Below are 23,473 nucleotides of genomic sequence, written 5' to 3' on the forward strand. Positions count from 1 at the left end.
TCAAAGTTAGGGAAATTCAATTGAATATTATCGGTTATCTTTGCATAAAAGAAATTCTCCACATATATGTTGGAAAAATCAAGCTTTATCTACCAATTAGAAACACTCGTTCACCAACCCCAAAAACACACCTATCTTTTGGCCGTGAGCGGAGGTGCAGACTCTATGGTTTTAGCCACGCTGTTCAAGGATTTAAAAGACAATTCGTCAGATTTGGAATACAAATTTCAGATCGCCCATATCAATTATAAACTACGTGGTAAAGATTCTGATCTGGACCAAAAAGTGGTACAGGATTTTTGTGAGAAAAATCATATTAAATTTCATTTATATGAAGTTTCGGGTAAGGATAAAAAGCCGGAAAACTCAATCCAACTTTGGGCGAGAGAGTTACGCTACCGCTTTTTTAAAGAAATTCAGGAAAAAGAAAGTCTCGAATTTCTGGTTACTGCGCATCATCTGAATGATCAGCTGGAGACTTTTATCATCAACCTTTCTAAAGCTGCAGGCATCAATGGTCTGAGTGGAATTCCTTCGCATGATAATAATATTCTCCGTCCGTTTTTGGAATTTTCTAAAGAAGATATCTATGAATTTGCCAGAGAAAATGCTGTTGAATTCCGGGAAGATCTTTCAAATAAAAAAAGTGATTATCTAAGAAACAAAATCCGAAACGAGATTGTTCCTGCCTTGTTGGAAACGAATGATCATTTTCTGGATAATTTCAAAAAAAGTTCTTCTTACCTCAATCAAACCAAAGATTTTGTTCAGGGTCAGATGCTGGAAATAGAAAATCGACTGACCTTATTTAACAAAGGCCATAAAATCTTATCAAAAGAAAAACTTGAACAGGAAAGTGATTTTGTGAAGTTTGAAATTTTAAAGAAATACGGTTTCAGCCAGAAAGAAGAGATCCCTAAAATTTTTAAGTCGGAAAACAACAGTTCTTTTTTTTCAAAAGAATATCAATTAGTGGTTAATCGTGATGAATTGATTTTTATCAACAGGATCCACCAACAGGAAAAAAAGGACGAAATAGTACTGATTGAACATTTTGATTTTTCGGAAAACCATATCAACATCAATCTCGTAGATGATAGTGAAAACATTCACGAAGTTATTAAAGAGTTTGAATGGGATTTTGATGCAGAAAGACTTCAATTTCCACTGTGTTTGAGAAAACAAAAAGATGGAGACGAGTTTTATCCGACTGGTTTTTCAGGAAAAAAGAAAGTTTCTAAGTTTTTTAGGGACGAAAAATTATCTGCTTTGACTAAGGAAAAGGTCTGGTTGTTATGTGATTCTGCCAACCATATCTTAGGAATCATTCCTTTTAGACAGGATCGCAGATATAAGGCAGACGGAACTACTCAAAAAAAGATAACTGTAAAGTGGACAGAAAAACAACTAATTCGTTAGCTGTTGATGATTTTAAGAAAGACAGCAATATAGCTTTTGGAATTTTATACCAACAGTATTTCGGTTATACCAAAAAATTTATTTTCAAGAATAAAGGAAATCTGGAAGATGCAGAAGATGTTTTTCAGGACGCTCTTCTGATTCTTTATGAAAAACTGAATGCCGATGAATTCAAAGTTCAAACCTGCCTGGGAAATTATATCATTGGTATTGTTAAAAATTTGTGGCTAAAGAAATTAAACAACAGAAATTTCTATGTAGCGTCTCCTGAAAGTTATTTCATGGAAAATCAGCAGGAAATAAGCACTGCTATTGAAAATGAAAAATATTATTGGGAAAAGCTGATGGGCTACATGAAGTCTATTTCTTCTCATTGCCAAAATTTGATCCATGACATTTTTGTTGAAAATAAAAGTATTGAGGAAATTCAGGACAAATACCAGTACTCCAGCAAGCATAATGCTCAGAATCAAAAGTACAAATGTGTAGAACAAATTAAAAGGATTAAAAACAAAAGCATTTTTTCTACCTAATAATCAGACAATTAAATAAAATAATTAAATTCCTGGGTGATTTTCTTCTTTATCCGGGAACATTATAAGAAAAAGAAATATATGTTCAAAAAAATCGTATTGAGCTTTCTTATTGTAATAGGAATTTCATTGAATGCACAAAGCAAAGGCATCAATTTTCAAAAAATTGATTTAGAGGCTGCCAAAAAAATTGCAGCAAAAGAGAATAAACTGATTTTTATTGATCTGTTCACCACATGGTGCGGACCTTGTAAACTGATGGCAAAAAACACTTTTACAGATCCTAAAATTGGAGAAATGTTCAACAAGAATTTTGTAAACCTAGGGATAGATGCAGAAAAAGAAGGGCTGAGCCTAGCCAAAGAGTTTAAAATTGTAAACTATCCTTCTTTTTTGTTTCTGGATCCAAAAGGAAAATTGGTTCAGTATGACTTCGGATACTATAATCCTGAACAGTTTTTAGAAGTAGGAGCTAATGTTCTGAAAAAAAAATAGCAAGTCAACAGAATTGACAAAATCAATAATTATTCTAAATGGCAAAATAAGCGATACTTTTATTGCAATCAGGCCAGAAGAAGGAATATTTTGAACATTAGGCTTAAAAAAAGAAAGTTTCTAAATTTTTTAGGGACAAAAAATTATCTATTTTAGCGAGGCAAAAAAAATCTGAATCCTGTCTAACAGGATGGAAGATTTATAAAGAATGAGAAGACAAAGTGGAGTCTCAAAATTTTTAATGAAAGGAACAATGAAATTTAGAAATTGGTTTTTATTAATTCTACTATTTTTAGCAACGGGGATTAATGCACAGATAAAAAATCCTGTAAAGTTTAAATTCACCATCAACGATCTTGGCAACAACCAATATGAAGCGGTTTTGAATGCTACGATGGAAAAAGGATGGCATATTTACTCGAAAGATTTACCGGAAGACACCGGAATTCCTACCGAGTATAAAGTAACAGGAAAGAATATTGAGTTGATTGGAAAATTTACCGAAGTAGGTAAAAAGCATGAGGAATTTTCTGAAGCATTTGGAGGAACAATAGTTTTTTACTCCAATTCTGCAGGATTTAAGCAGAAATTCAAACTAAAAGACCCAACAAAACCGGCAGATGTCACCTCTGAAATTACTTATCAGACTTGTGATGACAGAGTTTGTCTGGCACCTAATACCTTAGAGTTCAATCAAAAAGTAACTCCCAAAGGAGTAACTGAAGAGACTGCCACTACAGAACCGGCAAAGGATTCTGTAAAAACAGTTGAAACGGTTACCGAAGAGCCTTCAAAAGATGCAATGGTTGTTACGGAGACCTCTAAACTTGATCCAAAGAAACTGAAAATTGAAACAATAGATTTCAAAAAACCGTTAACGGATTGTGGAACGGCTTCCGCTAAAGTAGATGAAAACTACTGGACTTATTTATTCTTAGGATTTATCGGAGGGCTAATTGCCTTACTGACGCCTTGTGTTTTCCCAATGATTCCTTTAACAGTTTCATTCTTTACAAAAGGAAGTAAAAATAAAGCAAAAGGGAAAAGAGATGCGTTGATCTATGGATTTTTCATTCTTCTGATTTTTGTTCTATTAAGTATTCCTTTCCATATCATTGATGGAATTGCAGGAAATATCTTCAACGAGATTTCTACAAGTGTATGGCTAAATATTGCCTTCTTTATCATATTCATATTCTTTGCAGGAAGTTTCTTCGGGTATTATGATATTACTCTGCCAAGTTCTATTGCCAATAAATCTTCAAGAGCGGAAGAAGCTGGTGGAATCATCGGAATCTTCTTTATGGCTCTTACATTGGTAATTGTATCATTCTCTTGTACAGGTCCTATCTTAGGAAGCTTACTGGGAAGTGCCGTTACAGGATCTTCTAACGTTCCGATGTTATTAACATTTGCATTAGCTGGATTTGGATTGGCATGGGCTATTGTTTTCGGACTTTTGGCTTTATTCCCACAAGCATTACAAAGTCTTCCTAAATCAGGAGGATGGATGAATACGGTAAAAGTAGTGTTAGGATTTGTAGAACTTGCACTAGCATTGAAATTCTTGTCTAAAGCAGATCTCGTATCGAAAACATTCTTCTTAAAAAGAGAGCTTTTCATTGCGATCTGGATCATTATTGCGTTAGGATTAGCATTGTATTTATTAGGATTCATCAAATTCCCGCATGACGATAAAAAGCCTAAAATCTCCATCACAAGAAAGGTTCTGGGAGTTTTAGGAATTGGTTTTGTGGTTTATCTTGTTCAGGGATTAATTCCTTCTGAGCGTCCGAAACTTCAGCTTTTGAGCGGAATTTTACCTCCATTGAATGTAAGTTATTTCCATGATGAAAAAGATGGTATTCTGGGAATGCATCCGGAACATGATTTCTTCAAGGCTATTGAAATTGCCAAAAAAGAAAACAAACCTATCTTGATAGATTTCACCGGATACGGCTGTGAAAACTGTAGAAAGATGGAAGAGTTTGTATGGAGCGAACCGGATATTCTTCCTATTCTTCAAAATGATGTAGTACTGGCCTCTTTATATGTAGATGATAAAGAAGAGCTTCCTGAAGATCAGAAAACTAAAATTGACCTTGGAGACGGACAAATCAAAAAGGTCAAAACAATTGGAGACAGATGGAGCTTATTCCAGCAGGTGAACTTCAACAACAACTCTCAGCCGCATTATGTTTTAATAACTCCTGACGGAAAAGTAATTAACACACCGGTTTCAGGATATATGCCAAAAGAGGATTTCAAAAAATTCCTAGAATGCGGCGTCAATTTCTATAAAAAGAATAAATAAATCATTTACATACCATAAAAAAAACTCACACTTTACGTGTGAGTTTTTTTTATGGTGATCTTAAGATTACTAAATTATAAATTCAATTCAAATTCAACATCTATTTACAGTCATCAACTTTCAATAGTAAATACATTAAAATTAAACAGCAAAACCATTAATTTATAATACAGCGCTTCTTTTTAACACTCTTACTAATCCATTCAATCTTAACTTTATTTTAACTTAGGCTATAATTTTTTGGATCGTTAATCAAACATCAACCATGAAGCTTATATAAAATTCAGAATGTCAATAATTTATTAAAACTCAGGTTTAATATTGATAGTTCCCAACCGTATAGAGTTTCTATATAAAAACAAAAGTTATGATCAATAAGTACATTAATCAGATAAGAATTCGTGAACAGGAGGATGGGGAATCTAATAACCAAGAAAAACTACTAAAAGAAAAAACACAGGAAGCACTGCTTATCAGTATTACAAAAAAAGCAGATGAAAGTCTGTTGAAAATGGAAATATCCAGTTATGGTCTTTTTAAAAGCAAAAGAAATTCCAGTAAAAATTTACACGAAGGGCTTAATTATCATATAAGAATTCATACGTATAAAAAAAATGAATACAGTCTTTTAATACAACTTTTGGACAAAAACAATATTTACCTTGAATTACAAAAGTCAGACAATAACGAAGTGATTCATAAAAAAACTTCCGTTGAGTTCTTTTTAGAATCCGATTTTGAAAAACTTATGGTGGATCTTTTTCAGTCTTTAGACAAAAATTATCCTGAAAATCTAATAATCAACGAGCCCAAAATGTCATGGTTCTCTGCTTTTTTAAAAAAATACATCAAAAAAAATCAGAATATATAAAACCAGAAGCAAAACAATCAATAGATTCATGAATCTATTGATTGTTTAACAATAAAGGCATATTGTTTGTATGAATTTATCAAACAAACATCGTCAAACATTTTAAAAACATTAATCATGGCAGAAGTAATCGCGCAAGAAAAACAGGGCGGCAAGCAAAAGAAAAAAATGATCAGAGTAGATATGACTCCAATGGTAGATTTAGGATTTTTACTCATTACTTTCTTTATGTTCACAACTAATTTCACAAAACCTAATGTGATGGACCTGGGACTTCCAGGTAAGGATATTCATGATCCTCCCATCGATATCAAAGTTATTAAAGACAAAAATCAGGTCACTTTTATTCTGGGAAAAGACAACAGAGTATTTTATCATCAAAGTAATGCTACAGATTTGAATACAGGTAATCTTAAAGAAACCGATTTCAGTGGAATCAAAATCTCTAAAATTATTTCTGAAGCTTATAAAAATGCTCCCAACCAGGAAAATTTCACCATTATTATCAAGCCAACCGACGAAGCCAATTATAAAAACTTTGTAGATATGCTGGATAATATTGCCATTGCAAAAAAAGAACGCTATGGCGTTACCGACATTAAACCTTGGGAAACAAAAATATATAAAGAGTTAGTTCAATAAAGTGAAGGCTGTTTCAATGGTGAGACAGCCTTTTTTATTATAAACAAAGTTATCTGTAAAGAGGAATCGCTGTAATACCATATATCCATCCGTTTCCTTTATTCCTCTTTTTTGTTTACATTTGAATGACCAATTCATCAGAAGTTTTCTGAAGAATTCTGATTTTACTTTAACTTTTATACATTTGAAATCATGCTGAACTTTGAAAGAAAAGGAAACGGAAAAGAAACACTGGTACTACTCCACGGTTTTATGGAAAACCTTTCTATATGGAATGATATGGAACCTCATCTTTCTAAGGATTTTTCATTGTTAAAAATTGATCTTCCCGGTCATGGAAAGTCTGAAATTCTAAGTGAGATCCACACTATGGAACTGATGGCAGAAGAGGTAAAAAAAGTATTGGATGATCAGAATTTAAAAGAAGTACATCTGCTGGGGCATTCTATGGGTGGCTACATCTCCTTGGCTTTTGCAGAAAAATATCCGGATACATTGAAAAGCCTTACCTTATTTTTCTCCACTTATCTTGCGGATGATGAAGAAAAAAAACAACAACGCATCAAAAGTTACAGAATCATCAAAGATGCCTTCGCGCACTATGCCAGAGCCGGAGTACCTAATCTTTTCAACCCCAATGAAAGAGATGTTCTGGAAGGAAAAATTGAAACAGCACTGGAGACTGCACTTTCTACCAACAACCTCGGTGCGCTTGCCTGTGTAAAAGGAATGGTAGAAAGAACAGACAAAAAACAAATCATTCAAAATCTGGAAGCTAAAATCCTAGTGTTGGCAGGCAAACATGATAATGCAGTGAAAACAGAGGTGATGATCAAACATCTTCCGGACAGAACCAATATCAAATCCTATATTTTAGACTGTGGGCACAACGGCCATTGGGAAAAACCGGGAATCTGCGCAGAGATCATCAACACAGAACTCCTTCATCATCTTCCTAAAAAACTGGTTTTTTAACGCTCAGATCCCAAACACTTACATTAATACTTACGAAAAAATCCTGTATATTAGTAGAGGATAATTTTTGTAATGGCTTTATTTTCGTTCAAAAAAAAGAAACCACCGGTTATCGGGCTTACACTTTCAGGCGGAGGAATGCGTGGGATTGCCCATATTGCCGTTCTGAAAGCTTTGGAAGAATACAACCTGAAACCACACATTATCTCAGGAACCAGCGCCGGTTCTATTATCGGAGCCTTTTATTCATTTGGAAAAACACCGGATGAAATGATGGAGATTGTAAGACAGACTTCTTTTTTCTCCAGATCATCATTAAAGCTTTCAAAAAACGGAATCTTCAGCTCTAATTTTATTTTAAAGCTGCTTAAAGATTACTTTCCTGAAGATAATTTCAGTATTTTAGAAATCCCCGTTTATGTAACTGCAACAGAAATGACGCATGGCATTGTAGACTTCTTCTCTGAAGGAGAACTTTTTGCTCCGTTATTAGCATCATCAAGCGTTCCCTTTATTCTTCCTCCGGTAAAAATCGGTGACAAAATCTATGTGGACGGTGGTGTTTTAGACAATCTTCCTATTGAGCCGATCATTGATAAATGCGACTTTCTGATTGCTTCCCATGTTAATTCGCTCAGTTATGATGAACTGAGTAAGATGAGCCTGATGAAAGAGTTCGACAGGATTCTCCATTTAGCTATAGCAAAGTCCGTTTATTCTAAGGTGAAATATTGTAATATTTTCTTAGATCCTCCCAAAATGACGAAGTACAGTCTTTTCAGCAAAAAGAATATGGATGAAATGTTCCAGCAAGTGTATGAATATACCTGCATAGAACTTGAAGAAAAAGGTTACAGTAAAGGTTTGGGGTTAACGATTAAAAAACTGTAAAACCTAAAATATAAATCCTACAATCTAAAAAAGTAATTTTCAATCACTTCCACCTTATAGACTATTTATTTGTCTAAAGGCTTTCTTCGATCAGTCTTGCTTTGAATACTTCAATCGTTCCCGGCAGAGAATCCATAGACTTTCCTCCTGCAGCATTAATGTGACCACCTCCGTTAAAATATTTTCTGGAGAATTGGTTCACATCTACATCATCTTTACTTCGGAATGAAATTTTAATAAAATCTTCATACAGATCTTCCATGAAAAATGCAGACATTTTTACTCCGGCAATACTTAAACCATAGTTTACAAAGCCTTCTGTATCTCCTTTCTGGAAACCGAATTCTTTAAGCTCGTTTCTGGTAAGACTCAGAATAGCCACTCTTCCATCGTTCACCACTTCTATTCTTCCCAGCACCAAAGCCAGTAAGTGAAGACGGGAAACGGTATTGGTGTCCCAGGTATTAGATGTAATCATAGCCGGGTCTGCTCCTTTTTCTATCAGATTAGCGATAATTCTGTGTGTAGTAGCACTGGTGGAACGAAAACGGAAACCTCCGGTATCGGTCATAATTCCGGTATAAAGACATTCTGCCACATCCTGATTCACCAATTGCTCGTCATTCATTACTTCAATGAAATGATAGATCATCTGCGAAGTTGCAGGAATTACAGTATCCGAATAGACAAAATCAAACGGCTCCGGTTGCTGGTGATGATCAATAAGGATTTTCTTTCCTTGTGCTTTTACCAACCAGTCACCCAATAATCCAATTCTTGAAGGAGAATTGAAATCCAGACAGAAAATAACATCTGCTTCGGCAATCATATCAGATGCCAGCTTTCTTTTATATTCCGCAATCGTTACTTTTTTGGCTTCCGGCATCCATTTCAGAAATTTCGGAAAATCATTAGGAACAATTACTTCGGCGTGGATTCCTTTTCCCTTTAAATAATGTTTCAATCCCAGGCTGGAACCAATAGCGTCACCATCAGGATTGTAATGGGTAAGGATAACGATCTTGTTTTCAGGTGTCAGTAATGTATTAATCTCTAAAAGTTCTGCTGGTGTAAACATCGGGTGTTTATTTTCGTTAAAATTAAAGTTTTCAAAGATAGAGCTTTTATATAAATCATCTAAATATTATTTTTGTGGCAGAAATTGGTTTTCTCATCAGGGTTTATCAAAGACTGAGTAAAAAACATCACATATAATTTTAAAAAAAGATCATTAAAGTTTGTAACTTATAAAATTTTATATATCTTTGCAACCTGAAAATTAATAGATTAATTACGATTTAAACATATAGTAATGAGTAAAAGAACATTCCAGCCATCAGAAAGAAAAAGAAGAAACAAACACGGTTTCAGAGAAAGAATGTCTACGCCAAATGGAAGAAGAGTTTTGGCTGCGAGAAGAGCTAAAGGCAGAAAGAGTTTAACTGTAAGTGCTGCACGCGCTAAGAGATAATCTTTTTATTATCATATACAAATCATGCTTGAGAAGTTGCTTTTCAAGCATTTTTTGTTGTTAAAATTTACTAAAAATTACGTCAGATAGACTTCTTTTTTCTATTTTTAAAAGTTGAAATATTTTTATTAGAAACAGCCTTTAAATTTAAATTATGCCACATACTAATATCTCCGGAGACAATATCATAAGTTTGCAGCACGCTAAGATTGCGCAAAAAAACTTTACCGTTCTTTCCGATGTAAATCTGAACATCAAAAAAGGAAGATTCTGCTATCTTATCGGAAAAACAGGTTCCGGAAAAAGTTCACTTTTAAAGACTCTTTACGGACATATTCCTTTGGCATCAGGACACGGAGCGGTTGTAGGATTTGATCTGGCAAAGCTTAAACCGTCTGATATTCCTAACTTAAGAAGAAAACTGGGAATTGTATTTCAGGACTTCCAGTTACTTTCCGACAGAACGGTTGAAAAAAACCTAAAGTTCGTTCTGGAAGCAACAGGATGGAATGACAAAGTAAAAATAGAAGACCGCATCAACGAGGTATTGGAAAGCGTGAACATGAAAAGCAAAAAGCACAAAATGCCACACGAGCTTTCAGGAGGAGAACAACAGCGTATCGCGATTGCAAGGGCTCTTCTTAACCACCCTGATCTTATCTTAGCGGATGAGCCAACAGGAAACCTTGACCCTGAAACTTCCAACGAAATTATGACTCTATTGAAGCAGGTTGCTCTTGAAAACGGTGCTGCTGTAGTAATGGCGACTCACGATTATCACATGATTCAAAACTTCCCTGGAGAAGCGATCAGATGTGAAGATGGAAAAGTTTCTGTACTAGATACTGCAGAATTATTCGAATAAAAAATTAAAAGATTTGAAAATTATAGTACACATCAAACTATAGCTCTAATTTTCAGTTTCCTTTTTAAAGATATGAAACTCTTTCGTGAGTTCAAGATATTGGTCCGAGTATATTCTCGGACTTTTTTCTATAATAAACTCAGATTCTGCAATTTCTTCTTTATGAAGTGAAAATTCAAGGATCAATCTTTTTATTTTCGAATTCTCAATACCTTTAATATTAACCCTACGATGTAAGAAAAGCCCTTTTTCTTCTGCAATGGAAATAAAAGCCTCTCCCGCTTCAACAGGAATAATAACAGAAAGAAGTCCTTTGGGTGATAAAATTTGAGCAGCACCGCTAATCAGCTGAATAAAGTTCAGTTCAACCATTTGCCGGGCAATTTTATCTTTGTCTGAACCCGATTCTTCAAAATAAGGAGGATTGGAAACAACAAGATCAAACTTCATTTCTGTTTCAAAAGTTTTAAAATCCTGATGTATATTGGTAAGCCTATTATGGAAAGGTGAATTTTCAAAATTAACTTTTGTAAGAGCAGCAGCTTCTTCATTAATATCCAAACCTAAGACCTTTGTTTGTTGGTTTCGCTGAGCCAGCATGAGAGAAATCAATCCTGTTCCCGTTCCTATCTCTAAAGTATAAGAAACATTATTTACATTAGCCAAAGCCCCAAGCAGAACACCGTCTGTTCCTACACGAAAGACTTCTTTGGACTGCTGAATTTCAAACTGTTTAAACTTAAAAGGTTTCACTATAAATTGGTAGGAAGTGTGATAATGAATGTTGACCCCTTTCCTACTTCTGATTTTACAGAGATCTCACCTTTATAATCCTCAATCATTTTTCTGACCATAGATAAGCCAAGTCCCATCCCACTGTTTTTGGAGGTAAAATTGGGTTCAAAAATTCTTTCGTACATGTTTTCAGGAATTCCAATCCCATTGTCCTGTACGGAAATAATAACCCTTCTCTGATGTTGTTCTACATCTACATTAATGATCAGTTTTCTTTCCTCGCTTTCCGCCTGTTTGGCATTGGTAACAAGATTGGTGATGATTCTGGACAGGTAAATCCTATCCATATTGATCATAATATTATTCTTGTTAGCATGCATAAAGATACTGTCGTCATTGAATACACGGAGAATATCTTCTACTTCTGTGTTGAGATTGATGACTTCATTGTTTTTTTCAGGAAGCTTTGCGAATTCTGAGAAAGCAGAAGCCACGGTTGCAATCAGGTCAATTTGATCTACCATGGTTTTACTCATTAATTTTACCCTTTCTTTGATATTCGGATCCTGTGGATCAAACTTCCTTTCAAAGTTCTGAATGGTAAGCTTCATAGGAGTAAGAGGATTTTTCACCTCGTGTGCTACCTGCTTGGCCATTTCCCGCCATGCTTCTTCAGATGCTTTGAATCTCAATCTCTCTTTTTGATCCTGAATTTGAAGAATCATTCTGTTATAAGCTCTTGCCAAGGCATTAAGCTCATCATTTTTATAATATCTGATAGGGCGCATTTCATTTTCAAATAATGTAATACGGGTAATCATATCAGAGAATTTCGTGATAGTTTTTGCCAGACTATTAGAAGTTACCCAGCTAATCCAGATACTGAACAGAATCAGAAATATATCGACTAACAAAATATATTTTACATACTGATGAAGAACATCCAGGTAAGCAGATTCATTATGATATAAAGGAATATAAACAATCCCGACCGGCTCCAGCTCATTGTTTTTCAGTAAAAGATAGGAAGAAGTAAGTTTAGCATCTTTCGCGGCATCATATCTCACCATATCTACTCTGGCATCGGTTGCCAGAATTCTGTTGACAATTTCTATAGGAATTGTTTTCTGATCAACCAGAGCTTCATCTTTACTGGAAAGAAGATAATTTCCTTTCAGATCATAAATAACAATGTCATGCTGGTTTATATCCGCAATTTCAAAGATTTTATTTCCTAAAACTTTCGGAAGGTCTTTTGTTTCTACAAGCGTCTGACTTACAGCATAGTCGAGATACCGCATTACAGCATTTGTCTTCTCCTGCATATCGATCGTACTCTGCTGCATAGAGTTGTTCCTTAAAACAAAATAAGGAACAAGAGAAGTTGCTACAACACTTAAGAAACATACCAGTAAGAACCCGAAAAATACGCGATTTCTTAAGCTATATCCTTTATATTTATTGATTGACATCCTACTTTTTAATTAACCTAGCAATATACTTACCAATAATATCAAATTCCAGGTTAACTTTATCACCAATTTTTAAATGTTTCATATTGGTAAATTCCCATGTGTAAGGAATAATTGCTACAGAAAACTGCGCATCTTCGCTTTTTGCCACAGTAAGGCTGATTCCATTTACGGTAATAGATCCCTGAGGTACCGTTACAAAACTTCCGTCATTCTCATATTTCATGGTAATAAAGTAGCTTCCGTCTTTATTTTCAATTCCTACTACCTCACCCGTCTTATCAACGTGCCCCTGAACAATATGACCGTCTAATCTACCGTCCATTTTCATGCAACGCTCAAGGTTAACCACCGTTCCCAATTCCCACTTTCCAAGATTGGTTTTTTCTAAAGTTTCGTTGATTGCGGTTACTACATATTGGTTGTCTTTAATCTCAACCACAGTAAGGCAGCAACCGTTGTGAGCCAGACTCTGATCAATTTTAAGTTCGGTTGTAAAAGGGCAAGTCAGGGTAAAATCGATATTGCTTCCTTTCTCTTCTATTTTTTCAATAACACCAACTGCTTCAATAATTCCTGTGAACATATTATTTTTTGCTAAATTTGTAAATTATAATCTTCAAAGATAATCAAAATGAGCCCAAAAAACCATAAAGTACGAGTAGGAATTTCAATCGGTGATTTCAACGGCATCGGTCCGGAGATCATTATGAAGTCTCTGAAAGACAAAACTATTACGGATTTTTTCACTCCTGTAATTTTTGGTTCGGGAAAACTATTCACTTATCAGAAAAATATTTTTAAGCTGAATCTTAATTTCAACTATGTTAACGAGGCTTCTCAGGCTCAGCCGGGAAAACTCAATATGGTGAATCTTACCAAAGAAAACGTTAATGTAGAACTGGGAGTTCCCACCGAGGAATCTACCAAAATGGCGATTGATTCTCTGGAAGCAGCTACGGAAGCTTTAATGAGAGGAGATATTGATGTGCTTGTAACCGCTCCCATCAACAAAGACGAGATGGTAAAGATGGGCTTTAAACATACAGGCCACACCGGTTATTTTGAGGAGAAATTCAGTAAAAAAGGATTGATGTTTCTTGTTACGGAAGATCTTAAAGTAGCTGTTTCCACTCATCATATTCCGATTTCTCAGGTTGCAGAAAATCTTTCCAAGGATAAAATTAAGAAACAGATCAGAGTATTGAACCAAACGCTTATTGAAGACTTCTGTATTCAGAAACCTAAAATTGCGGTATTAGGATTAAATCCTCATGCTGGCGATGGTGGTGTTATCGGCACAGAAGAAATTGAGATCATCGCTCCGGCAATCAAAGAACTTTCTGATAATGGAATACTGGCATTCGGGCCTTTCCCGGCAGACAGCTTCTTCCAACCCAATAAATACAAGACTTTTGATGCCGTGTTAGCCATGTATCATGATCAGGGGCTAGCCCCTTTCAAGACACTGGCTTATGAAGAAGGAGTGAATTATACGGCGGGCTTACCTTTTATCAGAACTTCTCCCGATCATGGAGTTGCTTATGATATTGCCGGTAAAAACATCGCCGATGAACAGAGTTTTACAGAAGCTATTTTCACTGCTATTAAAATTTTTAAAAACAGAAGTGAATACAGCGATCTGATGAATAACCGCCTACAGCCTAGAAAAATGGTTGTTGATAACGGAATAGATGAGGATCTTCCTGAGGAAACTGAAGCATAAATCGTTGAAACAAATTTTAAAACAATTTGTTTGAGATTTTATTTGTTATTATAAAAAAAATGCATATTTTTGCACACTCATTTTATGGACAAGTTAAGAAACTATGACGTAAGCTTTTCCGGACTTAAAAACGGAAAACACGAGTTCAAGTTTGAGATAGATAAAACGTTCTTTCAATTATTTGACACTGAGCAAGAATTTACAAATCCTAGAATAAAAGTAGATGTTTTATTAGATAAGCATACGACTTTTCTAGAATTTGAAATTAAAATAAATGGTTTGGTCGAATTGGTTTGTGATATCACAAATGAAGATTTTGACTACCCTATTGAAAATGAAATCAAAATTCTGGTGAATTTCGGGGAAGAATATGATGACAGCAATGAAGATGTTATTACAATTCCTACCGCAGAGCACGCTTTCAACGTAGCCCATTTGATCTACGAAAATGTAATGCTTTCCATCCCGATGAAAAAAATATCGCCGAATGTAAGTGATGAAGATATAAAAATTCTTGACCAGTTCAGTCCAAAAGATATTGAGGAAGCTGAAGAGGAAGAACATAAAAGTGACCCAAGATGGGATGCTTTAAGAAAATTAAGAGACAATAATTAAATAGAATAATTTAAATATGATGAGATGATGAATCTCATCGCTCATCAATTAAAAAAGTTATTAGAAAATGGCACATCCAAAGAGAAGACAGTCGTCTACAAGAAGAGATAAGAGAAGAACTCACTACAAAGCTGTAGTTCCTCAATTAGCTAAAGATGCAACAACAGGAGAGCTTCACCTTTACCACAGAGCTCACTGGCATGAAGGGAAACTTTACTACAGAGGTAAAGTAGTATTGGAAAAAGAAGTAGCTACTACTGAAGAAAACTAAGAGTCGCTTTTCACTGAAAAAGCCTCATTTTAATACAAAAACCGCCCAATTTTGATAAAATTTGGCGGTTTTTTGTTGTTTTTTACGTTTTTTTGGTATCTTTGACATCAAATCAAATATCAAATTTATGGACATTAAAGACATACAAAATCTTATCAAGTTTGTATCTAAGGCTGAAGTTTCAGAAGTGAAGTACAAAACTAAAGATTTCGAAATCACTATTAAAACTCCATTAGCTGGAAGCGACGCTGTTTATGCACAACCTGCAGTATACCACACAGCACCACAAGCAGTAGCTGCTCCGGCACCTGTTGCTGCAACTCCTGCTGCGGCACCTGCTGAGAAAGCTGAAGCAGCTTCTGATGACAGCAAATATGTAACCATCAAATCTCCAATGATCGGTACATTCTACAGAAAACCATCTCCTGATAAAGATGTATTCGCCAACGTAGGTGACGAAGTTTCTGTAGGTAAAGTAGTTTGTGTAATTGAAGCAATGAAGTTATTCAACCAGATTGAATCTGAGATCAGCGGAAAAATCGTTAAGATCTTGGTAGATGATGCTACTCCGGTAGAATACGACCAACCTTTATTCTTAGTAGATCCATCTTAATTTAGAAGTTAGATGTTAGACATTAGATGTTAGATTAAATTCTACATTGAAATAACATTATCTAATTTTCAAATTATCTAATTTTCAAATTGAAGAAGATGTTCAAAAAAATATTAATAGCCAATCGTGGCGAAATTGCAATGCGTATTTTACGCACTTGTAAAGAAATGGGAATCAAAACTGTTGCAGTATACTCTACTGCTGATAAAGACAGCCTTCATGTAAGATTTGCTGATGAAGCTGTTTGTATTGGTCCTGCTATGAGTAAAGACTCATATCTTAAAATCCCTAACATTATCGCTGCTGCGGAAATTACCAATGCTGACGCTATTCACCCAGGTTACGGATTCTTATCTGAAAATGCTAACTTCTCTAGAATCTGCCAGAAGAACGGTATCAAGTTCATTGGTGCTTCTCCTGAACAGATCGAAAAAATGGGAGACAAAGCTAATGCTAAAGCTACCATGAAAGCTGCCGGGGTACCTTGCGTACCTGGTTCAGACGGATTAATTGAATCTTATGAACACGCTGTAAAAATTGCTGAAGAAACAGGATATCCTGTAATGATCAAAGCAACTGCCGGTGGTGGTGGAAAAGGAATGAGAGCGGTTTGGAAAGCTGAAGACCTTAAAGAACACTGGGAATCTGCTATTCAGGAAGCTGTAGCTGCCTTTGGAAACGGAGGTATGTATATGGAAAAACTGATTGAAGAACCTAGACACATCGAAATTCAGGTAGCTGGTGACCAATATGGTAAAGCTTGCCACCTTTCTGAAAGAGACTGTTCTGTACAAAGAAGAAATCAGAAACTGACTGAAGAAACTCCTTCTCCTTTCATGACAGACGAGCTTCGTGAGAAAATGGGTGACGCTGCTGTAAAAGCTGCAGAATTCATCGGATACGAAGGTGTAGGAACTATCGAATTCCTTGTAGACAAACACAGAAATTTCTATTTCATGGAAATGAATACAAGAATCCAGGTAGAGCACCCTATTACTGAACAGGTAATTGATTACGACCTTATCAGAGAACAAATTCTTCTTGCTGCAGGAACTCCTATTTCAGGAATCAACTATTATCCTAAATTACATTCAATTGAATGTAGAATCAATGCGGAAGATCCTTACGCAGACTTCAGACCGTCTCCGGGAAAAATCACTGGATTAAACATTCCTGGTGGACACGGAATCCGAGTAGATACTCACGTTTATTCTGGATATACAATTCCTTCTAACTACGACTCTATGATTGCCAAAATCATCACTACGGCACAAACCCGTGAGGAAGCGATTGCAAAAATGAGACGTGCTCTTGAAGAATTCTATATTGAAGGAGTAAAAACCACTATTCCTTTCCACAGACAACTGATGGATCATGAAGATTATCTTGCAGGAAACTATACTACAAAATTCATGGAAGATTTTGTAATGGATAGAAAATATGATAATCACTAAGATTATTTAAAAATATACAATAAAGCTGCCTCAAAAAGAGGCAGCTTTTGTTTTATAACCTACGAAACTCAATACCACCCAGAAGATTCAACCACCTCAAAATCAATTATTAATAAAAATTAATACACAAACAGAAAATAAAATTCTATCATACCAAAGATATTATACCTAAAACTGCCTGTCTACAGAGAAAATATTTTCTGATACGACATTATTTCACCCCAAATTCTACTTCAATTCTACTCTCTAACCACACTAGGCATTTGTTCATCCATATCATTAATATTGCGTAAATTTGTTGAAAATCAAAAAATATGTCAACAGCAGAACAAACAAAAAACTCACAGTATTTTATTGACCTTGAGGACAAACATGGAGCACATAACTATCACCCCCTTCCAGTAGTTCTGGATCGTGGAGAAGGTGTTTTCGTTTGGGATGTAGAGGGCAAAAGGTACTATGATTTTCTTTCAGCATATTCTGCTGTGAACCAGGGACACTCCCACCCTAAAATTGTAGAAGCTTTGGTAGAACAGGCAAAGAAACTAGCTCTAACATCAAGAGCATTCTACAACTCAAAATTGGGAGAATACGAACAGAAAATCACCACTCTTTTCGGGTTTGATAAAGTGTTGCCAATGAACTCCGGAGCTGAAGCTGTGGAAACGGCTGTGAAACTTGCCAGAAAATGGAGCTATGAAGTAAAAGGAATTGCAGAAAATGCTGCGAAGATCATCGTTTGCGAAAATAATTTCCATGGAAGAACGACTACTATTGTTTCGTTCTCCAACGATCCTGATGCTAACCAAAACTACGGACCTTTCACTCCTGGATTTATCAAAATTCCTTATAACGATATTACAGCATTAGAAGAAGTTCTGAACAATGAAGCCGCCAATATTGCCGCATTCCTTGTAGAACCTATTCAGGGAGAAGCCGGAGTATATGTACCGGATGAAAATTTCCTTAAGAGTGCTTCCGAGCTGTGTAAAAAACACAATGTTCTTTTCATTGCCGATGAAGTACAGACCGGTATTGCAAGAACAGGAAAATTAATCGCTTGTCACCACGAAGATGTTCAGCCGGACATCTTAATTTTAGGAAAAGCACTTTCCGGAGGAATGTATCCTGTTTCGGCAGTTTTAGCCAATGATAACATTATGAATGTCATCAAACCTGGCCAGCATGGTTCTACGTTTGGAGGAAATCCTATTGCCTGTGCAGTAGCTGTTGCCGCTTTGGATGTTGTTGCTGAAGAAAACCTTTCTGAAAGAGCAGAAGAACTTGGAAAACTTTTCAGAGCAGAAATAGAGAAGCTTATCGAAAAAACCGACCTTATTACCAAAGTAAGAGGAAAAGGACTTTTAAATGCTATTCTGATCAACGACACTCCGGAAAGCTCTACCGCATGGAATCTTTGCCTTCAGTTAAAAGAAAACGGATTACTCGCCAAGCCAACACACGGTAATATCATCAGACTGGCACCTCCATTGGTCATTACTGAGGAGCAATTGCTGGATTGCGTGAAGATTATCGAGAAAACGATTCTTGAGTTTAAATAAAATGGCTCTTTCCCTTGCAATCATTACTTATAATGAAGAAGAGAATATCGTAAGACTTTTAGATGCAGTGGCAGATCTTGCAGATGAAATTATCATTGTCGATAGCTTTTCAACAGATAAGACAAAAGAGATTTGCACACAAAAATATCCTCAGGTAAGATTCTTTGAGAAAAAATTCAATGGGTATGGTGAACAAAAAAACCATGCCCTTGCTTTATGCTCCCATGAATGGGTATTATTTCTGGATGCCGATGAAGTTCCCAACGAGGATCTGAAAAAAAACATACAGAAAATAGTCTCTTCAGACCAACCGGAATACAATATTTACAAAGCAAAATTCAACAATCACCTCGGTATTCACCTTATCAGGTTTGGAGGTTGGGGAAATGTTTGCCGTGAAAGGCTTTTCAAAAAAGAATATGCTAAATATTCCGATGACAAAGTTCATGAATCTCTGATTACCAATCAGAAATCGGGTCTCATGAAAGGTAAAATAGATCATTATACCTACAAAAGCATTCATCATCATGTCTCGAAAATCAATAAATATTCTGATATGATGGCCGAAAAAATGTTTGAAAAAGGAAAAAAGATCAACCGATTCAAGATCATTGTAAGCCCCATGTTTGAGTTTACCAAAGTTTTCATCTTCAAACTTGGTTTTCTGGATGGCTTTCCTGGATTTTATGTTGCCAAGACGATGTCCTACTATACCTTTCTGAAATACATCAAGCTGCGGGAAAAAATACGTCTGCGCGAGATTCAACTTAATACAGCAAAATAGTATGTTTTTTTATTCGATCCCTCTCCTGCTGGTGACTTTTGTCATCCTCTATTTTCGTCTGTATCTATTGGCATTTCCCAAAAACAGACTGACAATTCTGATGTATCACCAGATTGAAAAAGAAAGCAATGAAGATCTCACTGTAAGTTTGGAAAATCTTGAAAAACAGTTCAGCTATATAAGCAGACAGAAATATTCTTCAAAGTTTTTTTCAGAACTCAACATTGTGACCAAAAAAAATATTATCATCACCTTTGACGACGGATATAAAAATAATCTGGAGTACTTACCTTCTCTACTAAAAAAATATAATCTGAAGGCTACCATCTTTATTCCAACATCATTTATCGAAAAAGGATATAAAAATTATTCCATGATGAGCTTCGAAGAAATGCGGAGTTTGGATCAGAATTATTTTGAAATAGCTCTTCACAGCCACGCCCATGAAAATCTAAAAAATGTTTCACCTGACTTTATAGAACAGGATCTTAAACAAAATATGGCCATCCTCGAGGAACAAAATATCCCCTATTCAAAAGTTTTAGCCTATCCCTATGGAAAATATCCTGATAAAAATTCAGAAAAGTCTAGATTTTTTTCTATATTAAATAAAATAGGAATCGATTTTGCAGTAAGAATTGGGAACAAAATAAACTATTTCCCGACACGGTATCAGTATGAACTATGCAGAGTCGATATAAAAGGCAAGGATTCGTTTATAAAGTTCAAATTAAAACTTATCTTTGGCAAACTAAAACTATTTTGAAAACTAAATTAAGGGAATATGAGTGTATTTCCATATCAAACAAAGGGTTGTGATGAATATAAGTGGTTTGATCATAACATATAATGAAGAAAAAAATATACAGGAAGTCCTTGAATGTTTTGATTTTTGTGATGAAATCATCGTGATAGACTCATTCAGTACAGACAAAACTGTAGAAATTGCAAAGAAATTCCCCCATGTAAAGGTGATTCAAAATAAATTTGAAGACTTTACAAAGCAAAGAAATTTGGCTCTGGATGCTGCAAAAAATGACTGGGTATTATTTCTGGATGGAGATGAGAGAATAACTCCGGCATTGAGACAGGAAATTATAGAGGAGCTGAATAAACCCGAGCAAAAAGATGCCTATTATTTTTACAGGAAGTTCTTCTTTGCCCAGAAGCCTATTCATTTTTCTGGAACCCAGTCTGATAAAAACTTCAGGCTTTTCAGAAAATCGAAAGCCAGGTACATGGATGGTAAAAAAGTACATGAAACTCTGGAGGTAAGCGGAAGCATCGGGATTTTAAAAAATAAATTACTTCATTACTCCGTTTCAGATTATGAATCGTATAGAAAAAAAATGATTCATTACGGGGTTTTAAAGGGGAAAGAATTGGCTGCAAAAGGAAAAAAATACAGTATTTTGGTTCAATATCTTAAAACTGCTTTTAAATTCTTTAAAGCCTATATAATGAGACTAGGTGTTTTCGACGGACAGGAAGGATATCAACTATCTTACCTACAAGCTTTAAGCGTGTTTGAAACATATGAATCATTAAAAAAAGAGCAAAATTAGTTGAATGAAGATTTGTATCATTAGTTATGATTTTTGGGATTATGATAAGTATATTGTTGAAACATTATGCAAAAGGGGTATTGATGCGCATCATATAAAAATCAGTACCGTCACTCATTCCAACTTTAACGAAAGAGCAGTCAATGCTTTAAGCAAAACTTTTTTAAGCAAAAATCTTAAGACTGAAAAAAGACAAAAATATGTTCTCGATTCCCTTGAAAAACTTGGGCATCAGGATCAGATTTTGGTGATGAATCCTGACACATTCGATCTTTCTACTCTTAAAAAAATCAGAAAATATACCGACAGACTCATTACGTACCTTTACGACAATCTGGAAAGAGTTCCTGTAGAAGATAAGCTTTATCTTTTTGATAAAGTATTTTCTTTTGATCATATTGATGTCAAAAAGCATGGTTTTGAAAAACTAACCAACTACATCTATCTTCCGCTTTGTACAAAAGAAAACCAGCATCCTGAAATGGATCTTTTCTACATTACTTCGTATGATAACAGAAGAGTTTCTCTCATCAAGCTACTGGCAAAAAAACTGATTGAACAAGGGTTGAAATTCCAGATTATGATTATTGGAAAAAAATCATGGAAGCATCAGCTGACCAATATTTTTATGACGGTCCCTAAAAATCTGTTTCTTGTTTTCAGCATCAAAAAAATCCCTCATAACGATCTTCCTAAATATTATAAGAACTCCAAGGTTCTGCTTGACCTGATGCGTGAAGGCCAATATGGTCTTAGCTTCAGAGTTTTTGAAGCGATGTCTCTGGAGAAGAAAATCATTACTGATAATGAAGCCATTAAAACGTATGATTTTTACAATCCTAATAATATTTTGATTTTAAACAAAAATATTAGTAATCTTGACAAATCTTTTTTTGATAAGCCTTACGAAAAAATTCCTGAAGAAATCTATTACAGATATACTTTGGATAGTTGGGTGAACAAAGTTTTTGAACTTGATACTAAAAACTAGCAAATGGGAATCTTAAAAAAAATAAAAAAACACTTCGAAAGAAAAGAAAAACTCAAACATCTCCAAACTCAGGATCTCGTCAATATTCACCTATATGACGCTTCAAAAAAGACAATTCTATTTGCTTCAAGAGATTTTCCGGCCCATGATAAAGAATCTGGTGCCAACAGACTGAAAGAACTTATTTTAATTTACAAAGAACTGGGTTATAACTGTATTCTGTTTGCTCCTCATATTTTCGAGAACAATACCTATGTACAGTTTTACCAACAGCATAACGTTATTGTATTTGTAGAAAACAACACTTACAAAAACATCTACAATTTTCTTTCATCTTTTAAAACGATAGATTACGTTTGGTTCAACGGGCCACTTGCTCTTAACCTGTTCTATAAAAAGATGAAATCCGCTTTACCTTCCGCCCGATTCATTTATGATATGGTGGATATTCACTTTTTACGATTTAAAAGAGCAATTGAAATAGAGCCAACCCGTATTTCGCTAAAAAAGAATTATAAACATTTCTTCCACCTAGAAACGGTTGTCGCTCCAAAGCTGGATTATATTATTGCTATTTCCGACAAGGAAAAAGAAATTATGAGCCAGTACGCTGACAAGAAGAAAATCATCACTATTTCCAATATTCATTACCCCAAAATTGACATTTCTGAGAGAAAAAATTTTAGCGAAAGCAAAGGGATTACTTTCATCGGATCTATCCACGAACCGAATATTGATGCCGTTAAATTTTTATATGAAAAAATAATGCCGATCGTCTGGAAAACCAATCCGGAGCTGGAAGTAAGCATTATCGGAAATGTAGCGGAAAAACTGGACATTCAACAATTTCCTAAGTTTAAGTTCTTAGGTTTTGTGGAAAGTATTGAAGATCATTTCATGAACTCCAAAATCATGGTAGCTCCTCTAAGATTTGGAGCTGGAGTGAAAGGAAAAATCGGACAGGCTTTTGAATACTTTTTCCCGGTAGTTACCACTGATATTGGCGCAGAAGGCATGAAACTTACAGATAAAAAGAATGTTTTGATTGCCAATGACGAACAAAGTTTTGCAGAAGCCATTATTACCCTGAACAATAATGAAGCACTTTGGAATACGCTGAGCCAGAATTCTATCGACAGTCTGAGGGCTTTTTCTCCCGAAGAAGTGAAAGAAAAGCTTAAAACGCTGTAAATTCATATCGTCAAATAT

25 protein-coding genes are annotated in these 23,473 nt (G+C 35.1%); 21 read left to right on the top strand and 4 right to left on the bottom strand.

The genetic code is table 11. From position 1 onward, the window contains the following. Window positions 1-66: 66 nt before the first annotated feature. The 8 genes from tilS to ACL9RH_RS22410 all read left to right on the top strand — a co-directional run bounded on the left by tilS (window position 67) and on the right by ACL9RH_RS22410 (window position 8,140). A complete protein-coding gene (gene tilS, locus ACL9RH_RS22375; protein ID WP_422695547.1) occupies window positions 67-1,419 on the top strand; it encodes a tRNA lysidine(34) synthetase TilS in 1,353 nt (450 codons plus the stop codon). After that, window positions 1,392-1,952: an RNA polymerase sigma factor gene (locus ACL9RH_RS22380; protein ID WP_422695548.1), complete on the top strand. Its 561-nt coding sequence runs from the start codon at window positions 1,392-1,394 to the stop codon at window positions 1,950-1,952. Before tilS ends, ACL9RH_RS22380 begins: the two co-directional genes overlap by 28 nt. Before the next feature lie 81 nt (window positions 1,953-2,033). After that, window positions 2,034-2,447 (top strand): thioredoxin family protein, encoded by a 414-nt coding sequence (locus tag ACL9RH_RS22385; RefSeq protein WP_422695549.1) that lies wholly within the window; start codon window positions 2,034-2,036, stop codon window positions 2,445-2,447. Window positions 2,448-2,700: 253 nt separating this feature from the next. Next, window positions 2,701-4,761, top strand: coding sequence for a cytochrome c biogenesis protein CcdA (locus ACL9RH_RS22390; RefSeq protein ID WP_422695550.1), 2,061 nt, complete (start codon window positions 2,701-2,703; stop codon window positions 4,759-4,761). Between the two features lie 367 nt (window positions 4,762-5,128). After that, complete coding sequence (locus ACL9RH_RS22395; protein ID WP_422695551.1) at window positions 5,129-5,632, top strand: hypothetical protein; 504 nt, start codon at window positions 5,129-5,131, stop codon at window positions 5,630-5,632. Window positions 5,633-5,749: 117 nt separating this feature from the next. Then, entirely contained in the window at window positions 5,750-6,274 is a 525-nt protein-coding gene (locus ACL9RH_RS22400) for a biopolymer transporter ExbD (protein ID WP_422695552.1), read from the top strand. Window positions 6,275-6,466: 192 nt separating this feature from the next. After that, the gene (locus tag ACL9RH_RS22405; RefSeq protein WP_422695553.1) at window positions 6,467-7,249 is read left to right on the top strand and encodes an alpha/beta fold hydrolase; all 783 of its coding nucleotides are present in this window, start codon (window positions 6,467-6,469) and stop codon (window positions 7,247-7,249) included. A gap of 72 nt (window positions 7,250-7,321) precedes the next feature. Next, window positions 7,322-8,140: a patatin-like phospholipase family protein gene (locus ACL9RH_RS22410; RefSeq protein WP_422695554.1), complete on the top strand. Its 819-nt coding sequence runs from the start codon at window positions 7,322-7,324 to the stop codon at window positions 8,138-8,140. Between the two features lie 73 nt (window positions 8,141-8,213). Here the strand turns inward: ACL9RH_RS22410 and ACL9RH_RS22415 are convergent, their stop codons facing one another. Continuing rightward, window positions 8,214-9,218, bottom strand: coding sequence for a DHH family phosphoesterase (locus ACL9RH_RS22415; RefSeq protein WP_422695555.1), 1,005 nt, complete (start codon window positions 9,216-9,218; stop codon window positions 8,214-8,216). Between the two features lie 234 nt (window positions 9,219-9,452). Here ACL9RH_RS22415 and rpmH point away from each other — a divergent pair, with 234 nt between their 5' ends. Further along, window positions 9,453-9,611, top strand: coding sequence for a 50S ribosomal protein L34 (gene rpmH / locus ACL9RH_RS22420; RefSeq protein ID WP_039365072.1), 159 nt, complete (start codon window positions 9,453-9,455; stop codon window positions 9,609-9,611). Window positions 9,612-9,765: 154 nt separating this feature from the next. Continuing rightward, a complete protein-coding gene (locus tag ACL9RH_RS22425; RefSeq protein ID WP_422695556.1) occupies window positions 9,766-10,476 on the top strand; it encodes a cell division ATP-binding protein FtsE in 711 nt (236 codons plus the stop codon). 45 nt (window positions 10,477-10,521) lie between these two features. On the opposite strand, the gene ACL9RH_RS22430 is transcribed toward ACL9RH_RS22425, so the two are convergent. The 3 genes from ACL9RH_RS22430 to ACL9RH_RS22440 are packed head-to-tail and all read right to left on the bottom strand — an operon-like array spanning window position 10,522 to window position 13,269. After that, complete coding sequence (locus tag ACL9RH_RS22430; protein WP_422695557.1) at window positions 10,522-11,229, bottom strand: tRNA1(Val) (adenine(37)-N6)-methyltransferase; 708 nt, start codon at window positions 11,227-11,229, stop codon at window positions 10,522-10,524. Continuing rightward, a complete protein-coding gene (locus tag ACL9RH_RS22435; RefSeq protein WP_422695558.1) occupies window positions 11,229-12,683 on the bottom strand; it encodes an ATP-binding protein in 1,455 nt (484 codons plus the stop codon). Before ACL9RH_RS22435 ends, ACL9RH_RS22430 begins: the two co-directional genes overlap by 1 nt. Before the next feature lies 1 nt (window position 12,684). After that, window positions 12,685-13,269 (bottom strand): riboflavin synthase, encoded by a 585-nt coding sequence (locus ACL9RH_RS22440; protein WP_422695559.1) that lies wholly within the window; start codon window positions 13,267-13,269, stop codon window positions 12,685-12,687. Window positions 13,270-13,317: 48 nt separating this feature from the next. Here ACL9RH_RS22440 and pdxA point away from each other — a divergent pair, with 48 nt between their 5' ends. The 11 genes from pdxA (at window position 13,318) to ACL9RH_RS22495 (ending at window position 23,455) form a co-directional block, all read left to right on the top strand. Next, window positions 13,318-14,409, top strand: a complete 1,092-nt coding sequence (pdxA, locus tag ACL9RH_RS22445) for a 4-hydroxythreonine-4-phosphate dehydrogenase PdxA (RefSeq protein ID WP_422695560.1) — start codon at window positions 13,318-13,320, stop codon at window positions 14,407-14,409. 84 nt (window positions 14,410-14,493) lie between these two features. Beyond that, entirely contained in the window at window positions 14,494-15,024 is a 531-nt protein-coding gene (locus ACL9RH_RS22450; protein ID WP_422695561.1) for a YceD family protein, read from the top strand. Window positions 15,025-15,091: 67 nt separating this feature from the next. Continuing rightward, window positions 15,092-15,295 carry a 50S ribosomal protein L32 gene (rpmF, locus tag ACL9RH_RS22455; protein WP_007843326.1) on the top strand — a complete coding sequence of 68 codons (204 nt, stop codon included), beginning with the start codon at window positions 15,092-15,094 and terminating at the stop codon, window positions 15,293-15,295. Window positions 15,296-15,422: 127 nt separating this feature from the next. Next, complete coding sequence (accB, locus tag ACL9RH_RS22460; RefSeq protein ID WP_422695562.1) at window positions 15,423-15,908, top strand: acetyl-CoA carboxylase biotin carboxyl carrier protein; 486 nt, start codon at window positions 15,423-15,425, stop codon at window positions 15,906-15,908. Between the two features lie 98 nt (window positions 15,909-16,006). Next, a complete protein-coding gene (accC, locus tag ACL9RH_RS22465; RefSeq protein WP_422695563.1) occupies window positions 16,007-17,362 on the top strand; it encodes an acetyl-CoA carboxylase biotin carboxylase subunit in 1,356 nt (451 codons plus the stop codon). A 314-nt stretch (window positions 17,363-17,676) separates the two neighbouring features. Beyond that, entirely contained in the window at window positions 17,677-18,924 is a 1,248-nt protein-coding gene (rocD, locus tag ACL9RH_RS22470; RefSeq protein WP_422695564.1) for an ornithine--oxo-acid transaminase, read from the top strand. A 1-nt stretch (window position 18,925) separates the two neighbouring features. Continuing rightward, entirely contained in the window at window positions 18,926-19,708 is a 783-nt protein-coding gene (locus ACL9RH_RS22475; RefSeq protein WP_422695565.1) for a glycosyltransferase family 2 protein, read from the top strand. Between the two features lies 1 nt (window position 19,709). Next, window positions 19,710-20,474, top strand: a complete 765-nt coding sequence (locus tag ACL9RH_RS22480) for a polysaccharide deacetylase family protein (protein WP_422695566.1) — start codon at window positions 19,710-19,712, stop codon at window positions 20,472-20,474. A 52-nt stretch (window positions 20,475-20,526) separates the two neighbouring features. Further along, on the top strand, window positions 20,527-21,273 hold the full coding sequence (locus tag ACL9RH_RS22485) for a glycosyltransferase family 2 protein (RefSeq protein ID WP_422695630.1): 747 nt from the start codon (window positions 20,527-20,529) through the stop codon (window positions 21,271-21,273). Window positions 21,274-21,277: 4 nt separating this feature from the next. Then, a complete protein-coding gene (locus tag ACL9RH_RS22490; protein WP_422695567.1) occupies window positions 21,278-22,264 on the top strand; it encodes a glycosyltransferase family protein in 987 nt (328 codons plus the stop codon). Window positions 22,265-22,267: 3 nt separating this feature from the next. After that, window positions 22,268-23,455, top strand: coding sequence for a glycosyltransferase (locus ACL9RH_RS22495; RefSeq protein ID WP_422695568.1), 1,188 nt, complete (start codon window positions 22,268-22,270; stop codon window positions 23,453-23,455). Window positions 23,456-23,473: the final 18 nt, after the last annotated feature.

Origin of the sequence: Chryseobacterium sp. Mn2064, from assembly GCF_049319685.1 — a bacterium.
Classification (GTDB): Bacteria; Bacteroidota; Bacteroidia; order Flavobacteriales; family Weeksellaceae; genus Chryseobacterium.